Genomic DNA, 20347 nt, shown 5'->3' with positions numbered 1-20347 from the left:
GTATTAGGTTTTAAATCCAGGTCAATAAGTCTGGACGCTGTGCCTTGATAAAATGATGTTCATTTAAACTGAGTAGTTGCGGTTCATTACCCACCAGACGCAGTGTCGTGATACTGGTATTTGTAATCGCCCAGTTTAGGGCAAAGGTTTTCTCCGGGCTCAGCCCTAGAATTTTACCCACTGCCACAGAAATCACCCCACCTGAGGTATAAACTACTGCATAGCGTGGTCGGCTTTTGGACAACTGGTCACACAGATTTTCTAAGCCGCTTTCCACGCGTGCTTTGAAACTTGGCCAAGATTCATCATATTCATGGTGATAATCATCGCCAGTCCAGCGTGCAATTGCACCGCTAAAAATCTTGCTCAGATAATCCCGTGGATTTTCATGTTCTGATACATCCTGTTTCAGCAATTCAGGCTGATTAAAGCGCGGCTCATAACGGGCGAATACCTGCTGATGATTAAATTCATTCCAGGCACTATCGGTCAGAATCTCACTTTCCGGAAAACATTTGTCCAGTGATAATTGCGCTGTCTGTTGATGGCGTTGCATGGAACCAGCCACCACATAAGGCGCTTCTTTCAGGATTTCGTCAAAATAGCGACCCAAAAGCTTTGCCTGTAACTCGCCGTTGGGCGAAAGTTGATCGTAACTTTCTGCGCCAAAAGAGGCCTGGCCATGCCGGATCAAGTAAATGGTTGTCATTTTGGCATTATCTCTTTAAATTTAAGCACATACTTTTGTGCAATCTCATTGGCTTCCAGTTTTTGCTTGCCAATCAGTTTTAAGGCACGAATATGCAAGGCATGAATCACCACCCAAAAATCCTTGAACGCTGGATTATTAGTCTGTTTATGGTAATAACGATAATAGATCTGCTGGGCAATCACCGCGAGACGGAAAATTCCGAACACCTCATAAAACGCCCAGTTTTCCGGTTGCAGGCCGGTTTTTCCCAAGTAGTAATCCACCACTTCTTTACGGGTAAACATACCTTTTAGATTGGTCGGCTGGCGGCGTGTTGCCTTAAAGATGGCATTGTCAGTATCTTCCACCCAATAGGCTAAAGCAGAACCTAGGTCCATGAGCGGATCGCCGAGTGTCGCCATTTCCCAGTCCAGTACGCCAATCACTTCAGTCGGATTTTCCGGATTTAAGATGACATTATCAAAACGCCAGTCATTATGAATCACACAGGTTTTAGAATCTGAAGGAATATTATCTTTAAGCCAGTTGCGCACATATTTAAACGATGGAACATTTAAAGTTTTAGCCTTTTCATAACGTACATCCCAGCCTTCGACCTGACGGCGACAATAGCCTTCACCCTTACCGAGATTTTCAAGTTCAGTTCCTTGATAAGGCACCTGATGCAATTCGATCAGTTTATCAATCACATTGATACATAAAGTCCGGATATCGGATTCAGTAAGCTGCAGCTCAGCTGGCATTTTGGCGCGAGGAATAATTCCTTCAAGCCGTTTCATCACATAGAAATCACAACCAATCACTGATTCATCCTGACAAAGCGCCACCATTTCAGGCACCACCGGATAATGTTCAGACAAGGCTTTTTGTACATGATATTCACGTGCCATATCATGGGCTGATTTGGCTTTGGTACCTTGCGGCGGACGACGTAAAATTAGATCGGCATTGGTATACTGTAAACGGTAGGTCCAGTTTGAAGCTCCGCCTGAATATTGGGTCACTTGCACAGGGCCTTCAACATTCACATTTTGCTGAATTAGCCAATTGGTGATGGCTTGTACATCCAGTTCTTCACCTGCACGAACTGCTCCACCTACATCAATAACCGCCATAATTTTTCCTTAAAATTTTTTAATACGTTGCAATCTTCTATTTAAGCCAGTTTATTTTTTGTGGCGTGTACTGTAGCCACGTTTTGCCAGTTCCAGTTTGGCAATCATGCCCTTATGCACTTCATCCGGGCCATCAGCCAAACGTAAGGCACGTGCCTGGGCAAAGAATCCGGTCAGTGGCGTATCACGAGAGACACCGGCACCGCCGTGGATCTGGATTGCCATATCGACAACTTTTTCCAGCACACTTGGCGCAACGACTTTAATTGCAGAAATTTCAGTCAGTGCCGCCATATTCCCTAAAGTATCCATTTTATAGGCGGCATACAAGGTCAAAAGGCGTGCCTGATCAATTGCAACCCGGGCTTCCGCGACACGTTCCAGATTGCCACCGAGTTTTAAAATCTCTTTGCCAAATGCTGTCCGGCTCATGCCTCGGTCAATCATCAACTCTAAGGATTTTTCCGCAGCCCCGATACAGCGCATGCAATGATGAATACGGCCTGGTCCTAAACGACCTTGGGCAATTTCAAAGCCCTGACCGGCGCCACCAATAAAATTCGCTACCGGAACGCGGACATTTTCAAAGCTGACTTCACCATGGCCATGTGGTGCATCGTAGTCACCAAATACAGGTAGCATGCGTTCGATTTTAACGCCGGCAGTATCCACAGGAACTAAAACCATCGAATGCTGATGATGACGGTCTTTTGTTTCATCTGGAGTATGCGCCATAAAAATAATGATTTTGGCATTTGGATCGCCTAGACCTGATGACCACCATTTACGGCCATTGAGAACAATCTCATCACCTTCCACCATCGCCGTTGCCTGCATATTGGTCGCATCACTGGATGCGACTGCAGGTTCAGTCATACAAAAGACCGAACGGATTTTTCCTTCTAAAAGTGGTATCAGCCATTGCTGTTTCTGTTCTTCAGAACCATAACGCCACAATACTTCCATATTGCCGCTATCTGGCGCATTACAGTTAAATACCACTGGTGCAATCAGGCTACGACCGGAAAGTTCGGCAATATGCGCATATTCCTGAACTGATAAACCCTGGCCAAGCTCAGGACAAGGGAGAAACATATTCCAAAGGCCAACTGCCTTGGCTTTGGCTTTTAAGCTTTCCAGTTCTGCTGGCCATTGCCATTTGGTCCAGTCACTGCCTTGATTCAACTCGTGAATCTGCTGCCAGAAATCAGCTTCAACTGGTTCAATTTCATCAGCAATAAATTTTTTGGTTCTATTTAAATAATCTTGTGCACGTGCTGAAAGCTCAAACATCTCTTTATCCCTCTAAATATTCTAATTCATACACTTTACAACACCTTAACCCAAAACCTATTATGAATAAAATGATTTTATCCCATACATTATTATGCATAGTATTCATTCTAAAACAGTCATGGACCTGCGAAATTTTCATCGTATCGACATTAACCTTTATCCGCTTTTTATGGCAATTTATGAGCAGAACAGTATTTCTAAAGCTGCACAAATTTTATCAATCAGCCAGTCTGCTGCTAGTCATGCTTTACAACGTTTAAGGCAGCATTTACAGGATGATTTATTTGTACGTACTGGTAGCAAAATGCAACCTACGCCGTTTGCGGAACAGATCTATCCTGAGCTGAAGAATGCACTTTTTGCAATTCAAAATATTTCAATACAACATCAGCAGTTCAGACCAGAAATGATTCAGAGTTTGAAAATTGCCGTTCATGATGAAATTGAACCAATGATCTTTCCCAGACTCGTTCAGCACTTTCAGCAACTCAATCTAGAAATTCAGCTTAGCAGCATGAAACTGGACCGTAAAAATATAGCAGCAGACCTCGCCTCTCAACAGATTGATTTTGTCATAGATCTGGAACAAAACATTGCTGAAAAAATCCAGTTTGAACGCCTGGTGCAAGATGAATTTGTAGTGTGTACACAATTAACAGAAATGAATGAGCAGATTTATCTTGCCTCGCCTCATATTGGCGTGTCATCACGCCGTACTGGTGTTTTGGTTGAAGATATTTATTTAAGTCGGAAACAATATTCACGACAGATTTTTTTACGCTGTCAGCATTACTCAACTGCTCTGCAAATTCTGGAGCAGCAAAAGACAGCCATGCTGACTATTCCTAAAAATGTATTGACGCATTTACAATTGGCTACCAGTCTAAATATTTTTGAAGTCCCTGTGGAACTGCCGAAAATTAATATGGGGATGTATTGGCATAAGGATTTGCAAGAGAATAAAAGACATCAATTTTTGAGAAGTGAAATTTATAAAATTTTTGCTTAGGCTATTTATAAAGGAATGCAAGTTTACTTAGGCTATTTTTATATAAGTTTAGATGGTTGCATCTTCATCTTTTCAGTAGAAAAATATACTTAGGCTATTTTAGCTGGTACAAAACTAAACACTGAGTGATTAGCTTTTAAGCCGTAGATCTACTGGCTTTGCTCTAAAATGGCTCGACTTTTAGCTGTGATTTTACAGCTGGTTTTGCTGATTTGGATCTTGCCTTTGTTAAATCTCTCCATCACCTGGCAAATTGTGCTGGGCCTCGTACTGCTGTGTTTTTCTTATTATCTGCTGCATAAAATTACAGTTTATTTAAAAGATGTTTTCCGCCCCTTTAAGAAAGGCAAAAAATACTGGTGCCGTGTAAAAGCCGTAAGTGATGGTGATACCCTCACCTGCTACCGTTTTAATATTCGTCGCTCTGAGACCAAATTGCGCTTTGCTTTTGTCGATGCCCCTGAATCATCACAAGCCTATGGCAAGGAATCGCAACGTCTGGTCAAAAGCATGGTGAATAATAAAATGGTTCGGGTCAAGATAACCGACATTGACCGTTATGGTCGCTGTGTGGGTGTCGTCTATCGCTATCGCAAAAATATCAATGAAGAGATTGTCAAACGTGGTGCAGCGTGGGTCTATGAAGAATATATCAAGGACAAAACCCATTTACGCTATATGATGGAACTGCAAAATAAAGCCAAGAAACAGAAAAAAGGCCTTTGGAAAAGTAGCCGTCCTGTACGTCCAAGTGTTTATCGTAAACAGGTAAAATCGTAAATTTGGTTTTATCAAAGATAAATGGCAAATAATAAAAAGTGATCAGTACATTCAGATCACTTTTTTCATTTTTTTAGTTTTACTAATTTAATAAGCCAAATGCACCAGAAAGCGGAATGCGCCAGCAATCAGGGCCAGCGTTAAAAATCCTGCCAGCCATAATCCTACAAACCATAATGCCTGTTTGCCTTTCATGACCACTCCTTAATGATAGCCATCATCGCCGACCCTGACCTTATGCCGGAAGACCCAATAGGACATACCCGTATAAATCACAATAATAGGAATCAGGATCAAGGCACCAATCAAGGCAAATAGCTGGCTATTTTCATGCGCTGCTGCCTGCCAGATAGTCACGCTCGGCGGGATAATATATGGCCATAGACTAATCAAGAATCCGGTATAAGCAAGGAAAACCAGAACAAGCATATAGGTAAATGGGCCTAATTCACTACGTCTTTTACAGGCACGTAAGGCCAGCCAGGTAAATAGCAGAACCAGAACTGGAACTGGCATAAAATAGGTAAATTGTGGCTGACTAAACCAGCGTTCAGCAATCTGAGGATGAGTCAACGGCGTATAAATACTGACAGCACCCAATATGATCAGCAAGGCCATAATCAGCTTAGGCATCAGTTTAAACATTCGATCCTGCAAGTCATCTCCGGTTTTATAGATGAGCCAGCCACAGCCTAATGCCGCATAGAGCACCACCACACTGATTCCGGTGAAAATACTGAATGGAGTGAGCCAGTCCAGACCACCCCCAACATAGACACCATTTCGGGTTTCAATGCCCTGAATATAGGCGCCTAAAATCATGCCTTGCAGGAAACTGGTGATCGCAGAACCACCGATAAAGGCTTTATCCCACCAATGCTTACTGCGGTTTGCCTTGAAGCGGAACTCAAAAGCCACGCCGCGGAAAATCAAGGCAATCACCATCAGAATAATTGGCATATACAGTGCCGAGAGTACGGTCGAGTAAGCAAGTGGGAAAGCTGCAAATAACCCTGCACCACCCAGTACCATCCAGGTTTCATTGCCATCCCAGACCGGAGCCACGGTATTCATCATGACATCACGTTCATCCTGATGCGGAAAGAAAGGAAACAAGATGCCGATGCCCAGATCGAAACCATCGAGAATGGTATAAATCAATACACCCAAACCAATAATCACAATCCAGATTAATGATAAATCAATCATTTTTTGTCCTCCTGATCCGGTTGTTCAGGAACTTCTTCGATACGTTCGCGAATACTACTTAATGGTCGACGCGAGGCCTGAACCACATCGCTATCTGATTCATGATCTGGTCGGGTATGAATAAAATCCGGGCCTTTGTGCATCAGGCGCAACATGTAGTAAATTCCGATACCAAATACCACACAGTAGACAACTACAAAAATAATCAGGGTCAGCCCCACCTGTTCAGCGGAAACCGGAGACAATGCATCCTTGGTTCGCATGATGCCGTAGACTACCCAAGGCTGACGGCCGACTTCTGTGGTAAACCATCCCGCAAGCATGGCAATAAATCCGGAAGGTCCCATAATCAGGGCAAATCGGTGCAATGCACGGGACTCATAAAAGCGACCACGGGTACGTGCCCACGCTCCCCATAACGCCAGTAACAGCATCAATACGCCGAGTCCGACCATAATCCGGAAGCTCCAGAACACCACCAGCGAATTCGGCCGGTCTTCAGGCGCAAAGTCTTTAAGTCCTGTAACCTTTCCATCCATCGAGTGGGTCAGAATCAGGCTCCCCAAGTTGGGAATTGCGACTGCATATTTGGTTTCTTCGGCCTCCATATCTGGAATACCAAAGAGATATAAGGGCATGCCTTCGTCATGATTGGTTTCCCAGTGCCCTTCCATGGCTGCAAGTTTGGCTGGCTGATGTTCAAGGGTATTAATACCGTGCATATCACCGACGATGACCTGTAAGGGCGCGAGTACCAGAAGCAGCCACATCGCCATGGAAAATGAAGTCTTGACCAGTGCATCACGACGGCCTTTGATGAGGTGCCATGCGGCTGTAGCAGCGACCAGTAAGGCGGAAACCAGAAAGGCAGCCATAGCCATATGGGCCAGACGATAAGGGAAAGATGGGTTAAACACGATAGCAAGCCAATCTTGCGGAACAATCAGGCCATTTTCAATCGCAAAGCCTTGTGGGGTCTGCATCCAGCTATTGGACGATAAAATCCAGAACATGGAAATACAGGTGCCTATCGCAACCATCAAGGTCGAGAAAAAGTGCGCCTTTGGTCCCACTCGCCCCCAGCCAAATAACATGATGCCCAGAAAGCCCGCTTCCAGAAAGAAAGCGGTGAGTACTTCATAGGCCAATAAAGGTCCAGTCACGCTGCCTGCCACCCGGGAAAACTCACTCCAGTTGGTTCCAAACTGGTAGCTCATGACCACACCAGAGACGACACCCATCCCGAATGCCACAGCGAAAATTTTCACCCAGAATTTGAACAGATCCTGAAAAATCGGATTTTGGGTTTTGAGCCAGCGCCATTCCAGAATGGCCAGAAAGCTGGCCAAGCCAATAGAAATTGCCGGAAAAATGATATGAAAAGATACAGTAAAGGCGAACTGTATTCGTGCTAACTCTAATGCAGTTAAACCCAGAGTCATAAGCTTCACCTATGCATTGTTATTTGGCATCTTTGCCCTTCAATTTTTAAGTCATGAATTTTTCTAGTGACATGGCTAGCTTAGGCGTGGCTGTTATAAAAAGTATGTAGTCTTTTGTTGATTATTTTTTAATCAGGTTAAACTATGTAACTCTTGCTGATAAAGAAAATATTACTCTGAATAATTTTTAAAACTCTCCTCTTGAGCTTTAGATAAAACAGGCGTAAATTAGGCCTAAATTTAGTTACCTAGGTTAACTAACCATATGTTTTCCGAATCTCCCCGACTTCGTACGCTGTTATTACGCTGCGCACGACTGATGAGCGATGAGATCAATACGATCTTGTTGTCATCTCAATTAAATTATTCCTTATGGCAGGTGTTATACGTCATCCAGTCAAAGCAACAATGCACGCTGGCAGATATTTCCAGTTATCTCAATGTATCCAAGCCCGGTATTACTAAGCGGATTCAGCAACTGGTTGAACTCGATCTGATTGCCCAACTCGAAACTGAAGACAAACGTCAAAAGCTGTTCAAGTTGAGTGAGCAAGGAATTGAGACCTTTGCGATGTGTTCCAAACAGATCGATGCATTTGAAGATCAGTTGCTTGAGCACGTTGAATCAGATGATCTTGAAGGCAGTAAAAATACCTTGATGCAACTCATTCAGCAGTTATATCCCTCATCTCAGGACAGACCTCAATGAGCCAAGAACAAGAAGCGCCTTTATGGACGCCCAATTTTATCCTGATCAGTCTGGTGAATTTCCAGTTGGTTCTGGTGTTCTACTTGCTGGTGATTGTGATTGTCGGCTACTCGGTTGCTGAGTTAGGTGCGTCGACTGCTCAAGCCGGTCTGGTATCCGGTCTGTTTATTGTGGGTACGTTATTTGGACGATTATTGATCGGAAAATTACTGAATCGGCTGGGTTTGAAAAATACGCTTGTCATTGGCCTGACTGGCTTTCTGCTCTTTTCCGGACTGTATATGATCCCGGCCAAGCTGGAAGTTTTATTGGGTATCCGCCTGATACACGGTTTTATGATGGGTATGGCTTCTACTGTACTGGGTACAGTGATTGCACAGACCATTCCTGCCACACGGCGTGGTGAAGGAATTGGATATTTCAGCATGAGCAGCACCCTTGGCACAGCGATTGGTCCCTTTGTCGGAATCTGGCTGATGACAAATTTTAATTATCAGGTAATTTTCATCTTTACCAGTATTGTTGCGCTCAGCTGCCTGATCTGTGGGCTATTTATCCAGCCACCACGCCTTAAGGCAAGTCATTCGTCAGCAGTCTCTACTCCGCAAAGCACCAGTAAACTGGCTCAGTATATTGAACCGAATGCGCTACCGATTGCACTGATTGTACTGCTGGTGGCAACGTGTTATTCAGGTATATTGTCGTTTATTCACTTTTATGCCAAAGAAATCAATTTGGTAGAAGCCACATCATTCTTTTTCTTAATGTATGCCTTTGCCATTTTGCTGTCGCGTCCTTTTACTGGCCCCTTAATGGACCGTAAAGGTGAAAATATCATTATCTATCCTGCCATTGTGATTATGGCACTGGGAATATTGCTACTCAGTCAGGCGCAAAACTCTGTGATGTTACTCACTAGTGCAGCGTTACTCGGTTTTGGTTTTGGGAATATCCAGTCAGTGTGTCAAACCATTGCGGTGAAAAGTACGACATTACAGCGTATGGGACTCGCAACCTCAACCTTCTTTATTGCCCTAGATGCCGGTCTTGGTTTTGGCCCGTATTTCCTGGGTATGCTGCTGGACCAAATTGGTTATCGCCAGCTTTATCTGTTCTCGGCGCTGCTCACCCTGAGCTGTCTGGTCTGGTATTACCTTCTGCATGGCCGGAAAGCAGGAAAAATACAGCCTTCTCATTAAACGCTTTTAAAAGCGCCGGCTAAACCGGCGCCGGTATTCCAACGGCGTCAGACCGGTTTTTTTATGAAATAAACGGCGGAATGAACTTGGGTCCTGATAGCCGACATTTTGCATGATCACATCCACAGCTTGATCGGTTTCTTCCAGTCGTTTACGGGCGGCTTCAATCCGGATTGCTTGTAGATATTGATTGGGCGGTATGTCTAAGGCTTGTTTAAAGCGTCGAATCAGGGTTCGGCCAGTCACATTAAACTGCTCTGCCAGCTGGTTCAAACTAAAATCTTCATGAAAATGCTGCTCTAGCCAGTTCTGGATTTTTTGTACCAGTTCATCATGGTGCGGCTGGCCAATATTCAGCAATGAATAAGACAACTGGCTATCACGGCGGTAATCAATTACGAAAGATTTAGCCGATTGCATGGCCACCTCAAAGCCATACAAGCGCTCAATCAGATGCAAACCCAAGTCAAACCAGGCCAGGCCTCCACCCGCGCAATAGATATTCTGATCCCGGCTAATCATCAGATCGGCATTCAGTTTCACCTTAGGATAGCGTGAACGAAACACTTCCTGAAAACCCCAATGTGTTGTTGCAATCCGGTCATCTAAAATGCCTGCTTCTGCCAGAAAAAAATTCCCCGTACAGTTTCCTGCAATTAAAGTCGCCTCTGCATGTGCAGATTTTAAAAAATGAATCAGTTCTGGATTCTGTTGCAATACATCCTGAATCGGTGCAGCAATGGTCGGCACCACCAGAATATCTGCAGTTTGAATCTCTTGATAAGAAACATGTGCCTGCAACTGCAGCCCATTGATACACCGAATCGGGTGTCCATCCGGACTGGCGATACTCACCTTAAACAGGCGCTGTACATCCTGCTGCTGGATCCGGTTCCAGCTTACGCCGGCCATGGCAAATAAATCGACCACACCCGTAATGGCCGAAGCCAGAGCCCCATCAAAGCCTAAAATCACCACCTGTTGCATATTTTTCTATTTGTCACTTTTCACCCGATTCATGTCATTATTGACAATCCTCCTCAATAAAAGCAACTGCTAGTCTTGATGCTATCTCAAGGATTGCACATTCAGGATAGTACCGTGACCCAACTGATTAATGATAAAGATCTGCATTTCCAGCTTTATGACGTATTCAAACTTGAAGCGCTGACTAAACTGCAACGCTATCAGGATCATGACAAAAATACTTTCGACATTATTCTGGAAACAGCAAAAGGTATCGCAACTGATTATTTTGCGCCGCATAATGCCAAAGCTGATCAACATGAACCGAACTTTGACGGCAAACAGGTCAAAACCATTGATGAAGTGAAGACAGCCTGGCAACAGTTTGCCGATGCCGGCCTGCTCTGCGCCCAGCATGATTATGCAGATGGCGGCATGCAACTGCCCACTTTGGTGAATATGGCCTGCAATGCGTATTTCATGTCGGCCAATCCGTCCACCGTGGCTTATTCTTTTCTAACAGCCGCTGCGGCGAATCTGATACAGGCTTTTGCCTCCCCAGAACAAAAGCAAATATTCCTACCGCATATGTTGAGTGGCCGCTTTGCCGGCACTATGGCCATGACCGAGCCGAATGTAGGTTCTTCTTTGGGCGATCTGACCACTAAAGCCATTCCTCAGGCAGATGGAATTTATAAAATTAAAGGCCAGAAAATGTTTATTTCGGGTGGCGATCAGGACATTACCGAAAATATTGTGCATCTGGTCTTGGCGCGGATTCAGGATGCGCCGCAAGGCGTGAAAGGAATTTCCCTGTTTATCGTACCAAAATTCAAAACCAACGAGGATGGTTCACTCGGTGAAGCTAATGATGTACAGCTGGCTGGCTTACTGCACAAAATGGGCTATCGAGGTACTACATCTACAGTTTTAAGCTTTGGAGAAAATGATAATTGCTTAGGCTATTTAATTGGTGAACCCGGTCATGGCTTAAAATATATGTTCAAGATGATGAATGAAGCACGTGTGGGTGTCGGTCTGGGCGCAGCCATGATTGGTTATCGTGGCTATCTGGAATCTCTGGATTATGCTAAAAACCGTCCGCAAGGCCGGCCAGTTCATGAAAAAACACCTGACTCGAAACCAGTAAATATCATTGAACATACCGATGTCAAACGCATGCTACTGGCGCAAAAGTCATATGTAGAAGGTTCGCTGGCACTTTGCTTATTTGCAGCCCGATTAATTGATGAACTTCAGGCAGCTCAAGATGAAGATAGTGCAATTCTGCTTGATCTCATCACCCCGGTGGTCAAATCTTTCCCTTCTGCCTATGGTCCGAAAGCCAATGATCTGGCTATTCAGGTCCTGGGCGGCGCGGGTTATACTCGTGAATATCCGGTGGAGCAATGTTACCGTGATAACCGGCTCAATCCGATTCATGAAGGAACTTACGGCATTCAATCTCTGGATCTGCTGGGACGTAAACTCTGGCAGCATAATGGCAAAGGGCTCAATCTGCTCATGCAGCGCATCCAGAAGACCTTGTCAGAGATTCATGAACCTAAGATAGTGGAACTCGCAAAGATCTATAAACAGCATCTTGCCACTGTGCAAAAGACTACACAGATTTTAGGCCAGGCCTTGCATCAAGGCAAAGTCAGCGAAGCTTTGGCCAATTCAGGCCTGTATCTGGATATGATGGGTAAGACCATCCTAGCCTGGCTATGGCTGGAAATGGCGAATCAGGCTCAACTCAAGTTTGGCACATCTTCGCAGGCAGAAGATCAGACTTTTCTGGCAGGGAAAATTCAGGCAGCTCAATATTTTATTCGCTGGGAACTCCCTGAAATTGAACATCAGGCCAAATTACTGATGCATCTGGATGATACTTGCCTGAATATGCAAGCCGACTGGTTCTAGGCAGAATTAATCAAAAAATGCGCCTTTATCGGCGCATTTTTATTTTGTAATTCATTAAGCTGTAGAGTTATTTACACCAAATTTTTTAAATAGCTTGGCACGCTTGGAAGGCAAGATATTAGCCTTACTTAAATCTCCCTGATAGTGCTGATATACCCGCTGATCCATGATTTTGTACCATAAAGGTGGAATCAAGGCTGGAATCAGCATGGTTGCATAACCGCTGGGTAATTCTGGCGCTTCATCAAAATGCCGCAACGCCTGAAATGGACGGCTTGGAAAAGCATGATGATCAGAATGGCGTTGTAACTGATACAAAAACAGATTAGTTACGATATTGTTGTTATTCCAGCTATGTTCCGGCAAGGTTCGCTCATAACTGCCATCCGCTTTCTGTCCACGTTTCAGTCCGTAGTGCTCGATATAATTCACAATCTCAAACAGGCTAACGCCATAAAATGCCTGTGTCAGTGTATAAGGAATAATTTTCTTGCCATACGCCTTTAGCATCAAGGCATGATAGCCGGCACTCATGGCCCAACCATGAAACAGCTCATTTTCCTGATTAAAGAATTTCAGTCCCTTACGCTCGAGCCGTCTTTTTTCAATCTGGATTGCAGATTTTAATCCGCCTATTACGGTACGTGGCCAGAAACGGTAAAAAGATTCACCCATTTTTGAAGATGCCGGATCTTCTGGTGTCGCCACCCGTTTATGGTGTCCATAAGGATGTTCGATCCGGAAATGGTTATAGCCCAAAGGCATCAGGCTGGCATGAGACCAGTAATGGTCTTTTTTCTGGGGACGATGGCTGAGTTCATGTGCGGTATTCACCCCCACACCATTAATCGCACCCATAGAAACTCCAAGCAGTACCTGATCCAGCAAAGACACATTTGGCCGGCTTACGACATAACCGGCAAAGGCATTGGCTGCCATTTGCAAGGGAATAAATGCTTTTACAATGCGGTCATAATAAGGATCGTTAACCAGTGCCTTGATCTGCTCATCATTTGGGTTATTGGCATCATCGCCAATCAGGGCATCCAGAGTCGGAATGATTACGTGCAGTAATAATAGTCCGCCCATGGCAAAGACTTTTTTAGTCGCTTTGGGACCAAAATGATAACCGGCCAGAATTCCCATTCCGATCACAGGCAGACCTGGGCTGAGCAACCAGCCAAAACGTTTTTTATCCAGCTTGACACCTTTTAGTGCCGACGCTTCCTGCGTAAACTGCGCTTTCTGGATTTGTGCAGGGGCATTCATTGCGACCTTCCTTTTTTATGTTACTCTGCACTTATAGTTGATTATTTCAGCAGTAGCGAACAGTATTCAACGTCCAGAAAAGCTATGTCAGCGTCTTTGGCACATGCTGCCAAATTCTGGCCTAAAATCACAAAGTTAAAAAATTTATAGTCAATTAAATGAAATAAAACAGAAGAATAGAGTTAGGCATGGATGCTTTAAGTAAAATTTTTGATGATATTCATCTGGAAAAATCGGAATATCTTTATCTGAATGTATTTCATCCGGGCGGCTTTGACTATCAACATGAACCCTTTATGCTGGCCTATATCCTGTTACAAGGACAGGCGCAATTAAAGTTTATGAATGGTGATCGGCTGGAGCTGCAACAAGGTGATCTGGTGCTATTACCCGCAGGTTCCTCCCATCATGTTTCCTGCCCAGACAATGCCGATTTTTCTGAGCACCATGCGATTAATCCTTATTTTCAGAGCAATGCACAGCAATGTGTTGATCTCAATCGGGAAAATTCGGCGGAGCATAGTTTCATACTGGCTATTCGTTCTAGCTTGGATATCCAGATGGCCAAACCTCTTTTGAGTGCATTACCTAAATACCTGCATATTCAACATATTCTGGGTGATACGGCGCCAGAATGGTTACAGGTTGGCTTGCAGTTTCTGGCACTGGAAACCCAGCAGCTTCGTCCCGGACGTGACAAGATTCTGGATCATCTGGTCAGTATTTTACTGATTGAATGCGTACGTGATTATATTTTAAACCTGGAAAATGCCTCGAGCTGGCTGAATGCTTTTTCGCATCCGGAACTATCCAATGCACTGGCGGCGATTCATGGCAAACCTGAACAGTCTTGGACTGTAGAAAGTCTGGCCGAACAATGTCATATGTCACGTTCTAAATTCGCCCAGTTGTTTACCCAGATTGTCGGTGAACCGCCCCTTGCCTATCTGCAACAGCACCGCCTGCGCCTCGCCGCGCAATATTTGAGAAATAGTGGATTTGGTATCCAGCAGATCGCTTATCTGGTTGGTTATTCATCCGAGACGGCGTTTAGTCAAAGTTTTAAAAAACAGTTTGAACAGACGCCGACCCAATACCGGCTGAATTGTCAGAAGAACCAGTCTTTATTACCAGACTAAAATTACTGCACTAAAGCCAGTACCGCTTTGACCGGGTCTTCACTATTACCAGAAAGCAGCTGCTTGTGCATGGTGATATGCTGCATAACCTGAATCTGCGCTGCTTCAATATCCATCAGTTTTTCAATTTCAGCTGCCAGATTTTCAGGTGTGGCATCCGACTGGATCAGTTCTTGAATCACTTTTTTGCCGGCAATTATATTTGGTAATGAAAAATATGGGATTTTTACCAGTAATTTGGCAATTCGATAGGTCAGCCAGTGCAATTTATAAAAAGTCACCATCGGACGGTGCAGCAACATCGCTTCAAGCGTTGCAGTTCCAGACGCCAGTGCAATAATATTGGACGCATTCATGACCTGACGGCCAATTTTGGATTCAGCGCTGGTATTTTCCATCAAGCGAATTTGGGTTTTTAAGCTCTCAGGATAAGTGGCCAGTAAACTTTCGATTTGCTGCTTGCGTGCATCATTAATCGCAGGAATCAGAAAGGTATAATCCGGATATTTGTGATGCAGAATATTAGCTGCATCCAGAACCAAAGGTCCCAAACGCTCAATCTCGCCACGGCGGCTTCCCGGTAATAATGCAATATATTTCTGATGTGGATCCAGACCTAATTCTGTCTGAGCATCCAGAATCGGATTTTCAAGCGGCAATTGGCTAGCGAGCGGATGTCCGACAAAAGCTGCAGGAACATCCCATTTTTTAAAGAACGCTTTTTCAAATGGAAACAGGCACAGCACCAGATCAATACTGGCTTTAATGCCATGTATACGGCCTTGACGCCATGCCCAGACCGAAGGACTGACGTATTGCACGGTTTTAATCGGTAACTGTTTTTGTTTAATGGTTTTTGACAAACGCAGGTTAAAATCAGGCGCATCAATCCCGATAAAAATATCGACCGGATCTTTAGTCCAGGTTTCCACCAGACCATCCCGCACAGCAAACAGTTTTTTAATATCTTTTAAAACTTCGACAATGCCCATCACCGATAAAATATCCATCGGATAATAGCTTTTAAAGCCTTCAGCGATCATTTGTGGCCCACCGATACCTTCAAATTCAGCATCAATGCCTTGCTCACTAAAACGGCGAATCAATTTTGCGCCAAGCGTATCTCCAGAAACTTCACCGACCACGATTCCAATTTTAAGTTTTCGATTTAGCAAGTGGGTTTCCTCTCAGATCCGCATGGAAATTTATTGAATCGGGATTCTAACATAATCCTATGGCTATTCCGGAAGAAGCTTAAGTATCTTCTAATTTTAAGAAACCCACCGTTTAGAATAACTTAGTCAATAAGGGAGCTTGCATAAAAAGAATTAAATCGACATTTACAGGTACATTCAATTAGACAGAAATGGGGCAAATCGGACAGTTAAAATCAATCATTATATTCGCACTTTATACATAACCCAGTGAATAAACATGAAAGATCACCTAATATTCTTCACCTAGCTTTATCTTTTTTATGCATAAGTAAATCAATAATCAAGACAACGACTTATATCCAAAAGTCATAAGATATGCTCGTTTTTTGATTTTGGCATATATGCATGTTTGGTCCGATTGAATTTATTTTAGCAGGCGTTCTGGTAGGTTTTTGTGTAGGTGTCACCGGTGTCGGTGGCGGTTCATTAATGACGCCAATTCTTATCAGTTTATTCCGGATTGAACCGCATATCGCGATTGGTACTGACCTGCTCTATGCCGCGATTTCTAAATTCTGTGGCTCGTTTGTGCATGCCAAGAAAATGAATATTGTCTGGCCGATTGTGATCTGGCTGGCCGTTGGCAGTATTCCCGCTTCTTTTGCAACGCATTGGGCACTCGAAAACTATCTGAGCCAATCAACACATTACAAGGCCGTTCTGACCATGGTCTTGGGCTTTATGCTGACCATTACCGGCTTATCTATTCTGTTTCGCACCCAGATCGAAAATCTTTTTAATAAATACAGAAAACAAGAACTGCCAGATATGACCCAGGATCTGGACAAAGTAAAACTGCAAGCCAAAGATAAGCGCGTAGCCATTATCATTATGGGTATTATCTTGGGTATATTTGTCACGCTCTCTTCAGTGGGAGCCGGCGCATTTGGTATCATGGCTCTTGTAGTGATGTTCCCGAATCTGCCGATGATTCGTATCATTGGCTCAGATGTTGTGCATGCAGTTTTACTGACCCTGGTTGCAGGTCTGGGTCATATGTCTTCAGGCAATGTCGATTTCATGCTACTCATGTGGTTATTGGTGGGTTCTATTCCAGCGATTATTGTCGGTACTTTACTCAGTTCACGTATGCCGGAAAAACTGATCCGCAAAATTTTAGGCATTACCCTGTTTGCGCTGGGCGTGAATTTCATGATTAATCCTGTGAAATCAAAACCGGCTCAACCTGCTGAAACAGCAATGATCATTGTGAATCAAAATTCCCAGTCCGTTTAAGTTAACTATCCGATTCATCACTTTTTTTTCAAAGAAGTATTCATCTTTTTTATAACAAAGTGACGCATCATTCATGTTATATTCGGGCTATTAAACAACCTTTTGTATGATCGAACCAGTGACGGCAATGAATACACAACAGTCAAATCCTATTTCAGCATCAGATATTGATGACGTGAATATCCACAGCATGATTCCTCTTGTAACCCCTGCCGAGCTTAAAGCAGAGTTACCGTTGACTGAAACTGCTTATCAAACCGTACTGCATGGTCGTGAAACGATTCGTAAAATTCTGGATGGTGAAGACAAACGCCTGTTCGTTGTAATTGGCCCTTGTTCTATTCACGATCCAGCGGCGGCGCATGAATATGCTGAGCGCTTAAAAGTTCTGAGCGAAAAAGTTAAAGACAGCTTATACATCGTGATGCGGGTTTATTTTGAAAAACCACGTACTACCGTAGGCTGGAAAGGCCTGATCAATGACCCAGATATGAATGATTCATTCAATATTGAAAAAGGTCTGCGTATCGGTCGCAAGCTGTTACTTGAACTGAATGAAATGGGCTTGCCATGTGCAACTGAAGCACTTGATCCAAATTCGCCACAGTATTACCAAGACCTGATTTCATGGTCAGCAATTGGTGCACGTACCACAGAAAGCCAGACCCATCGTGAAATGTCTTCAGGCCTTTCTTCTCCGGTCGGCTTTAAAAATGGTACTGACGGCGGTTTAACTGTCGCGACCAATGCAATGCAATCTGTGAAACATGGTCACAGCTTCCTCGGTCTGAATGATCAAGGTCAGGTGGCTGTGATTCGCACTTCAGGTAACCCTTATGCTCACGTGGTACTGCGTGGCGGTAATGGCAAGCCGAACTACGATGCAGGCTCAGTGGCCGATGCAGAAGCTGCTCTAGCCAAGGCCAAAGTCAGCACCAAGATCATGATTGATGCCAGCCACGCCAACTCTAACAAAGACCCGTACCTGCAACCACTTGTACTTAAAAACATTTCAGAACAAATTCTTGATGGAAACAAGTCAATTGTTGGTATTATGGTAGAAAGTCATCTTAAGGGTGGTCGTCAGGACATTCCGGCGAACCTGAATGATATGGAATACGGTCAATCCGTTACGGATGGCTGTATCGACTGGGAAACGACTGAAAAAGTTTTACTCGACATGCATGAGGCATTGAAAGACATTTTACCTAATCGTTAAATGATCTGACAAACGCCATCGCCAAGATGGCGTTTGCATTTCTAGAACAAGGAAAATTTATCTGATGAATGATATTGAAACGGCATTAAGCCAGATTGAGAATTTTCAGTTCATACACGAACATCTGTTTAGCTCCGGTCAACCGACCACTACCCAATTACAGCTGATGAAAGAATACGGTGTATCTACAGTCATCAATGTGGCGTTGACCGATAGCGAACAGTATCTGCCGCATGAAGATAAAATTTGCCTTGAGCTGGGACTGAACTATATTCAGGTTCCGATTTCCTGGGAAACCCCTTCAGACAATCAATGCCTGCTGGTACTGGATCTGATCGATCATCTGGTAAAAGAGCAAATGGTCTGGGTACATTGTTCGCAAAACTACCATGTCAGCTGTCTGATGTACTTATATCGTCAGTACTATATGGATATGGATCTACCTACAGCACAAGAATACTTGCATCAGATCTGGGAACCAAATGAAACCTGGACTGGTTTAATGCATGCAGTTGCCCTACAGTTACAAGGCCGTAAAGCAACGCAGGAACTGGAACTTTCCTTAATTAATCCAAATTATTTTGCCTGATTTTATTTACTATGGCTCAATAACACGGTTGCCATCGACATAATGCCTTCCTGACGACCGGTAAAACCTAACTGTTCAGTGGTGGTGGCTTTAATACTGATTTGAGTCACATCAATATCCAAGACATCTGCAATACTTTGACGCATGGCCAAATTGTGTTTCGCCAGTTTTGGACGTTCACAGGCCACGGTAATATCGGCATTATTCAGGTGATAACCACGATCCAGAATTAGCTGATAAACATGCTTGAGTAATACCCGGCTATCTGCACCTTTAAACTCAGGATCTGTATCTGGGAAATGCTGGCCAATATCTCCAAGCGCCAATGCACCCAACAAAGCATCACAGAGTGCATGCAGAACCACATCACCATCCGAATGTGCTTTCAGACCGTGAGTATGCGGAATTTGAATGCCTGCCAGAGTGACAAAATCACCTTCTTCAAATGCATGCACATCCAGACCCTGGCCAATACGAATTTGTGCAATCACCTTATACATCCTTTAGAAATAGCCCATTGAAATCTTGTACACTTGCTTTCTATTTCGCTATAGTTAGACCAAGCGTAACACAGTGAAAGTATAAGCGATCATGCTACTGAAAACTGATATAAATATGTTGAAAATAATTGGCCTGATGCTCGGTCTGGGGATGATTTCTACAGGTAGCTCGGCGATCACACTAAACTGTAGCGATGACAGCCAAAAAACGGCTGCCATGAATAAAGTCTGCTCAGCATCGCTGGCTGAATCTCGTGCAAAACTCGCAGACCAATACTTTACTGCTTTTCTGATTACCGATGCGCCTGTGCGCTTATTGCAAGATAGCCAACAATTATGGGCGACCCGTTTACAGCAATGCAAAACGCTAGACTGTTTTAAACAGCAGTTTGAATGGCGTTTAGATGATTTAAATGTCTATATTTCACTGAATCAAAGTCTGACCCAGCATTATATTAAGTTTGAACAGGGACAAATCGCCAAGCAGCCTGTACATCTCAAGATTCATCAACTGACCAAAGACCGGATCAAGATTGAAGGCCTAGCCTATCGTAATCCGAATAACCGGACCGAGAAACAGATCATTCCTTTTTTAGCCTATACTACGCCTGAGACAAAAAACCAGATTACCGATAACGAAAATGACTGCCGCTATGAATTTAATTATAGTAAAGCCATTTTAGCGGTCAGTAGCCAGCAAAAAGGCTGTGAACGTTTTACCGGTATTTATCGACTATATGATTGATTTAGTTTCAAAATATTATAATTTATTGTTATATAAAATGATATCTTTGATGTAAAAAATAGCCCGCAAGCGG

Annotated in this window: 20 protein-coding genes; 10 read left to right on the top strand and 10 right to left on the bottom strand. The window is 43.8% G+C overall.

Annotated elements, in window-relative coordinates; all coding sequences use genetic code 11:
- Positions 1–10: 10 nt before the first annotated feature.
- Genes AC13CK_RS01295 through AC13CK_RS01285 form a run of 3 tightly spaced genes read right to left on the bottom strand, consistent with a single transcriptional unit; the run spans position 11 to position 3120 of the window.
- Positions 11–709 carry a histidine phosphatase family protein gene (locus AC13CK_RS01295; RefSeq protein WP_071850090.1) on the bottom strand — a complete coding sequence of 233 codons (699 nt, stop codon included), beginning with the start codon at positions 707–709 and terminating at the stop codon, positions 11–13.
- Entirely contained in the window at positions 706–1827 is a 1122-nt protein-coding gene (locus AC13CK_RS01290) for a phosphotransferase family protein (RefSeq protein ID WP_005251968.1), read from the bottom strand. The genes AC13CK_RS01295 and AC13CK_RS01290 overlap by 4 nt, the downstream gene beginning before the upstream one ends.
- A 51-nt stretch (positions 1828–1878) precedes the next feature.
- Positions 1879–3120, bottom strand: coding sequence for an acyl-CoA dehydrogenase family protein (locus tag AC13CK_RS01285; RefSeq protein ID WP_425878543.1), 1242 nt, complete (start codon positions 3118–3120; stop codon positions 1879–1881).
- A 94-nt stretch (positions 3121–3214) separates the two neighbouring features.
- On the opposite strand from AC13CK_RS01285, the gene AC13CK_RS01280 reads away from it, so the two are divergent.
- Entirely contained in the window at positions 3215–4132 is a 918-nt protein-coding gene (locus AC13CK_RS01280; protein ID WP_325755955.1) for a LysR family transcriptional regulator, read from the top strand.
- 168 nt (positions 4133–4300) lie between these two features.
- Complete coding sequence (locus AC13CK_RS01275) at positions 4301–4912, top strand: thermonuclease family protein (RefSeq protein ID WP_180181314.1); 612 nt, start codon at positions 4301–4303, stop codon at positions 4910–4912.
- Positions 4913–4999: 87 nt separating this feature from the next.
- Here AC13CK_RS01275 and AC13CK_RS01270 read toward each other — a convergent pair whose 3' ends face one another.
- Genes AC13CK_RS01270 through AC13CK_RS01260 form a run of 3 tightly spaced genes read right to left on the bottom strand, consistent with a single transcriptional unit; the run spans position 5000 to position 7563 of the window.
- Positions 5000–5107, bottom strand: coding sequence for a hypothetical protein (locus tag AC13CK_RS01270; protein ID WP_004647088.1), 108 nt, complete (start codon positions 5105–5107; stop codon positions 5000–5002).
- Positions 5108–5116: 9 nt separating this feature from the next.
- A complete protein-coding gene (gene cydB, locus AC13CK_RS01265) occupies positions 5117–6121 on the bottom strand; it encodes a cytochrome d ubiquinol oxidase subunit II (RefSeq protein WP_004280450.1) in 1005 nt (334 codons plus the stop codon).
- Positions 6118–7563: a cytochrome ubiquinol oxidase subunit I gene (locus tag AC13CK_RS01260; protein ID WP_004280451.1), complete on the bottom strand. Its 1446-nt coding sequence runs from the start codon at positions 7561–7563 to the stop codon at positions 6118–6120. Before AC13CK_RS01260 ends, cydB begins: the two co-directional genes overlap by 4 nt.
- Positions 7564–7828: 265 nt before the next feature.
- Between AC13CK_RS01260 and AC13CK_RS01255 the strand changes: the two genes are divergently transcribed.
- On the top strand, positions 7829–8272 hold the full coding sequence (locus AC13CK_RS01255) for a MarR family winged helix-turn-helix transcriptional regulator (RefSeq protein WP_004280452.1): 444 nt from the start codon (positions 7829–7831) through the stop codon (positions 8270–8272).
- A complete protein-coding gene (locus tag AC13CK_RS01250) occupies positions 8269–9471 on the top strand; it encodes an MFS transporter (protein ID WP_482830894.1) in 1203 nt (400 codons plus the stop codon). The genes AC13CK_RS01255 and AC13CK_RS01250 overlap by 4 nt, the downstream gene beginning before the upstream one ends.
- Positions 9472–9477: 6 nt before the next feature.
- On the opposite strand, the gene AC13CK_RS01245 is transcribed toward AC13CK_RS01250, so the two are convergent.
- On the bottom strand, positions 9478–10458 hold the full coding sequence (locus AC13CK_RS01245; RefSeq protein ID WP_005262787.1) for a GlxA family transcriptional regulator: 981 nt from the start codon (positions 10456–10458) through the stop codon (positions 9478–9480).
- 78 nt (positions 10459–10536) lie between these two features.
- Here AC13CK_RS01245 and AC13CK_RS01240 point away from each other — a divergent pair, with 78 nt between their 5' ends.
- Complete coding sequence (locus tag AC13CK_RS01240) at positions 10537–12360, top strand: acyl-CoA dehydrogenase (RefSeq protein ID WP_482830895.1); 1824 nt, start codon at positions 10537–10539, stop codon at positions 12358–12360.
- A gap of 54 nt (positions 12361–12414) precedes the next feature.
- Here the strand turns inward: AC13CK_RS01240 and AC13CK_RS01235 are convergent, their stop codons facing one another.
- Positions 12415–13629, bottom strand: coding sequence for an alkane 1-monooxygenase (locus AC13CK_RS01235; RefSeq protein ID WP_004280457.1), 1215 nt, complete (start codon positions 13627–13629; stop codon positions 12415–12417).
- Positions 13630–13817: 188 nt separating this feature from the next.
- Here AC13CK_RS01235 and AC13CK_RS01230 point away from each other — a divergent pair, with 188 nt between their 5' ends.
- Positions 13818–14768 (top strand): AraC family transcriptional regulator, encoded by a 951-nt coding sequence (locus AC13CK_RS01230; protein ID WP_164542832.1) that lies wholly within the window; start codon positions 13818–13820, stop codon positions 14766–14768.
- A gap of 2 nt (positions 14769–14770) precedes the next feature.
- Here the strand turns inward: AC13CK_RS01230 and lpxB are convergent, their stop codons facing one another.
- Complete coding sequence (gene lpxB / locus AC13CK_RS01225) at positions 14771–15943, bottom strand: lipid-A-disaccharide synthase (RefSeq protein ID WP_482830893.1); 1173 nt, start codon at positions 15941–15943, stop codon at positions 14771–14773.
- Positions 15944–16330: 387 nt separating this feature from the next.
- Here lpxB and AC13CK_RS01220 point away from each other — a divergent pair, with 387 nt between their 5' ends.
- The 3 genes from AC13CK_RS01220 to AC13CK_RS01210 all read left to right on the top strand — a co-directional run bounded on the left by AC13CK_RS01220 (position 16331) and on the right by AC13CK_RS01210 (position 19029).
- Entirely contained in the window at positions 16331–17221 is an 891-nt protein-coding gene (locus AC13CK_RS01220; protein WP_482830892.1) for a sulfite exporter TauE/SafE family protein, read from the top strand.
- Positions 17222–17348: 127 nt separating this feature from the next.
- Entirely contained in the window at positions 17349–18440 is a 1092-nt protein-coding gene (locus tag AC13CK_RS01215; protein ID WP_174766804.1) for a 3-deoxy-7-phosphoheptulonate synthase, read from the top strand.
- Between the two features lie 64 nt (positions 18441–18504).
- A complete protein-coding gene (locus tag AC13CK_RS01210) occupies positions 18505–19029 on the top strand; it encodes a protein tyrosine phosphatase family protein (RefSeq protein ID WP_005251987.1) in 525 nt (174 codons plus the stop codon).
- Positions 19030–19031: 2 nt separating this feature from the next.
- Here AC13CK_RS01210 and ispF read toward each other — a convergent pair whose 3' ends face one another.
- Positions 19032–19520, bottom strand: coding sequence for a 2-C-methyl-D-erythritol 2,4-cyclodiphosphate synthase (gene ispF / locus AC13CK_RS01205; protein ID WP_005266267.1), 489 nt, complete (start codon positions 19518–19520; stop codon positions 19032–19034).
- 100 nt (positions 19521–19620) lie between these two features.
- Between ispF and AC13CK_RS01200 the strand changes: the two genes are divergently transcribed.
- Positions 19621–20274 carry an A1S_1983 family putative colistin resistance protein gene (locus AC13CK_RS01200; protein WP_005100107.1) on the top strand — a complete coding sequence of 218 codons (654 nt, stop codon included), beginning with the start codon at positions 19621–19623 and terminating at the stop codon, positions 20272–20274.
- The last annotated feature ends 73 nt before the right edge of the window (positions 20275–20347 follow it).

It is taken from the genome of Acinetobacter sp. L-24, assembly GCF_056857555.1.
This window is presented reverse-complemented; position numbering and strand designations above follow the sequence as displayed.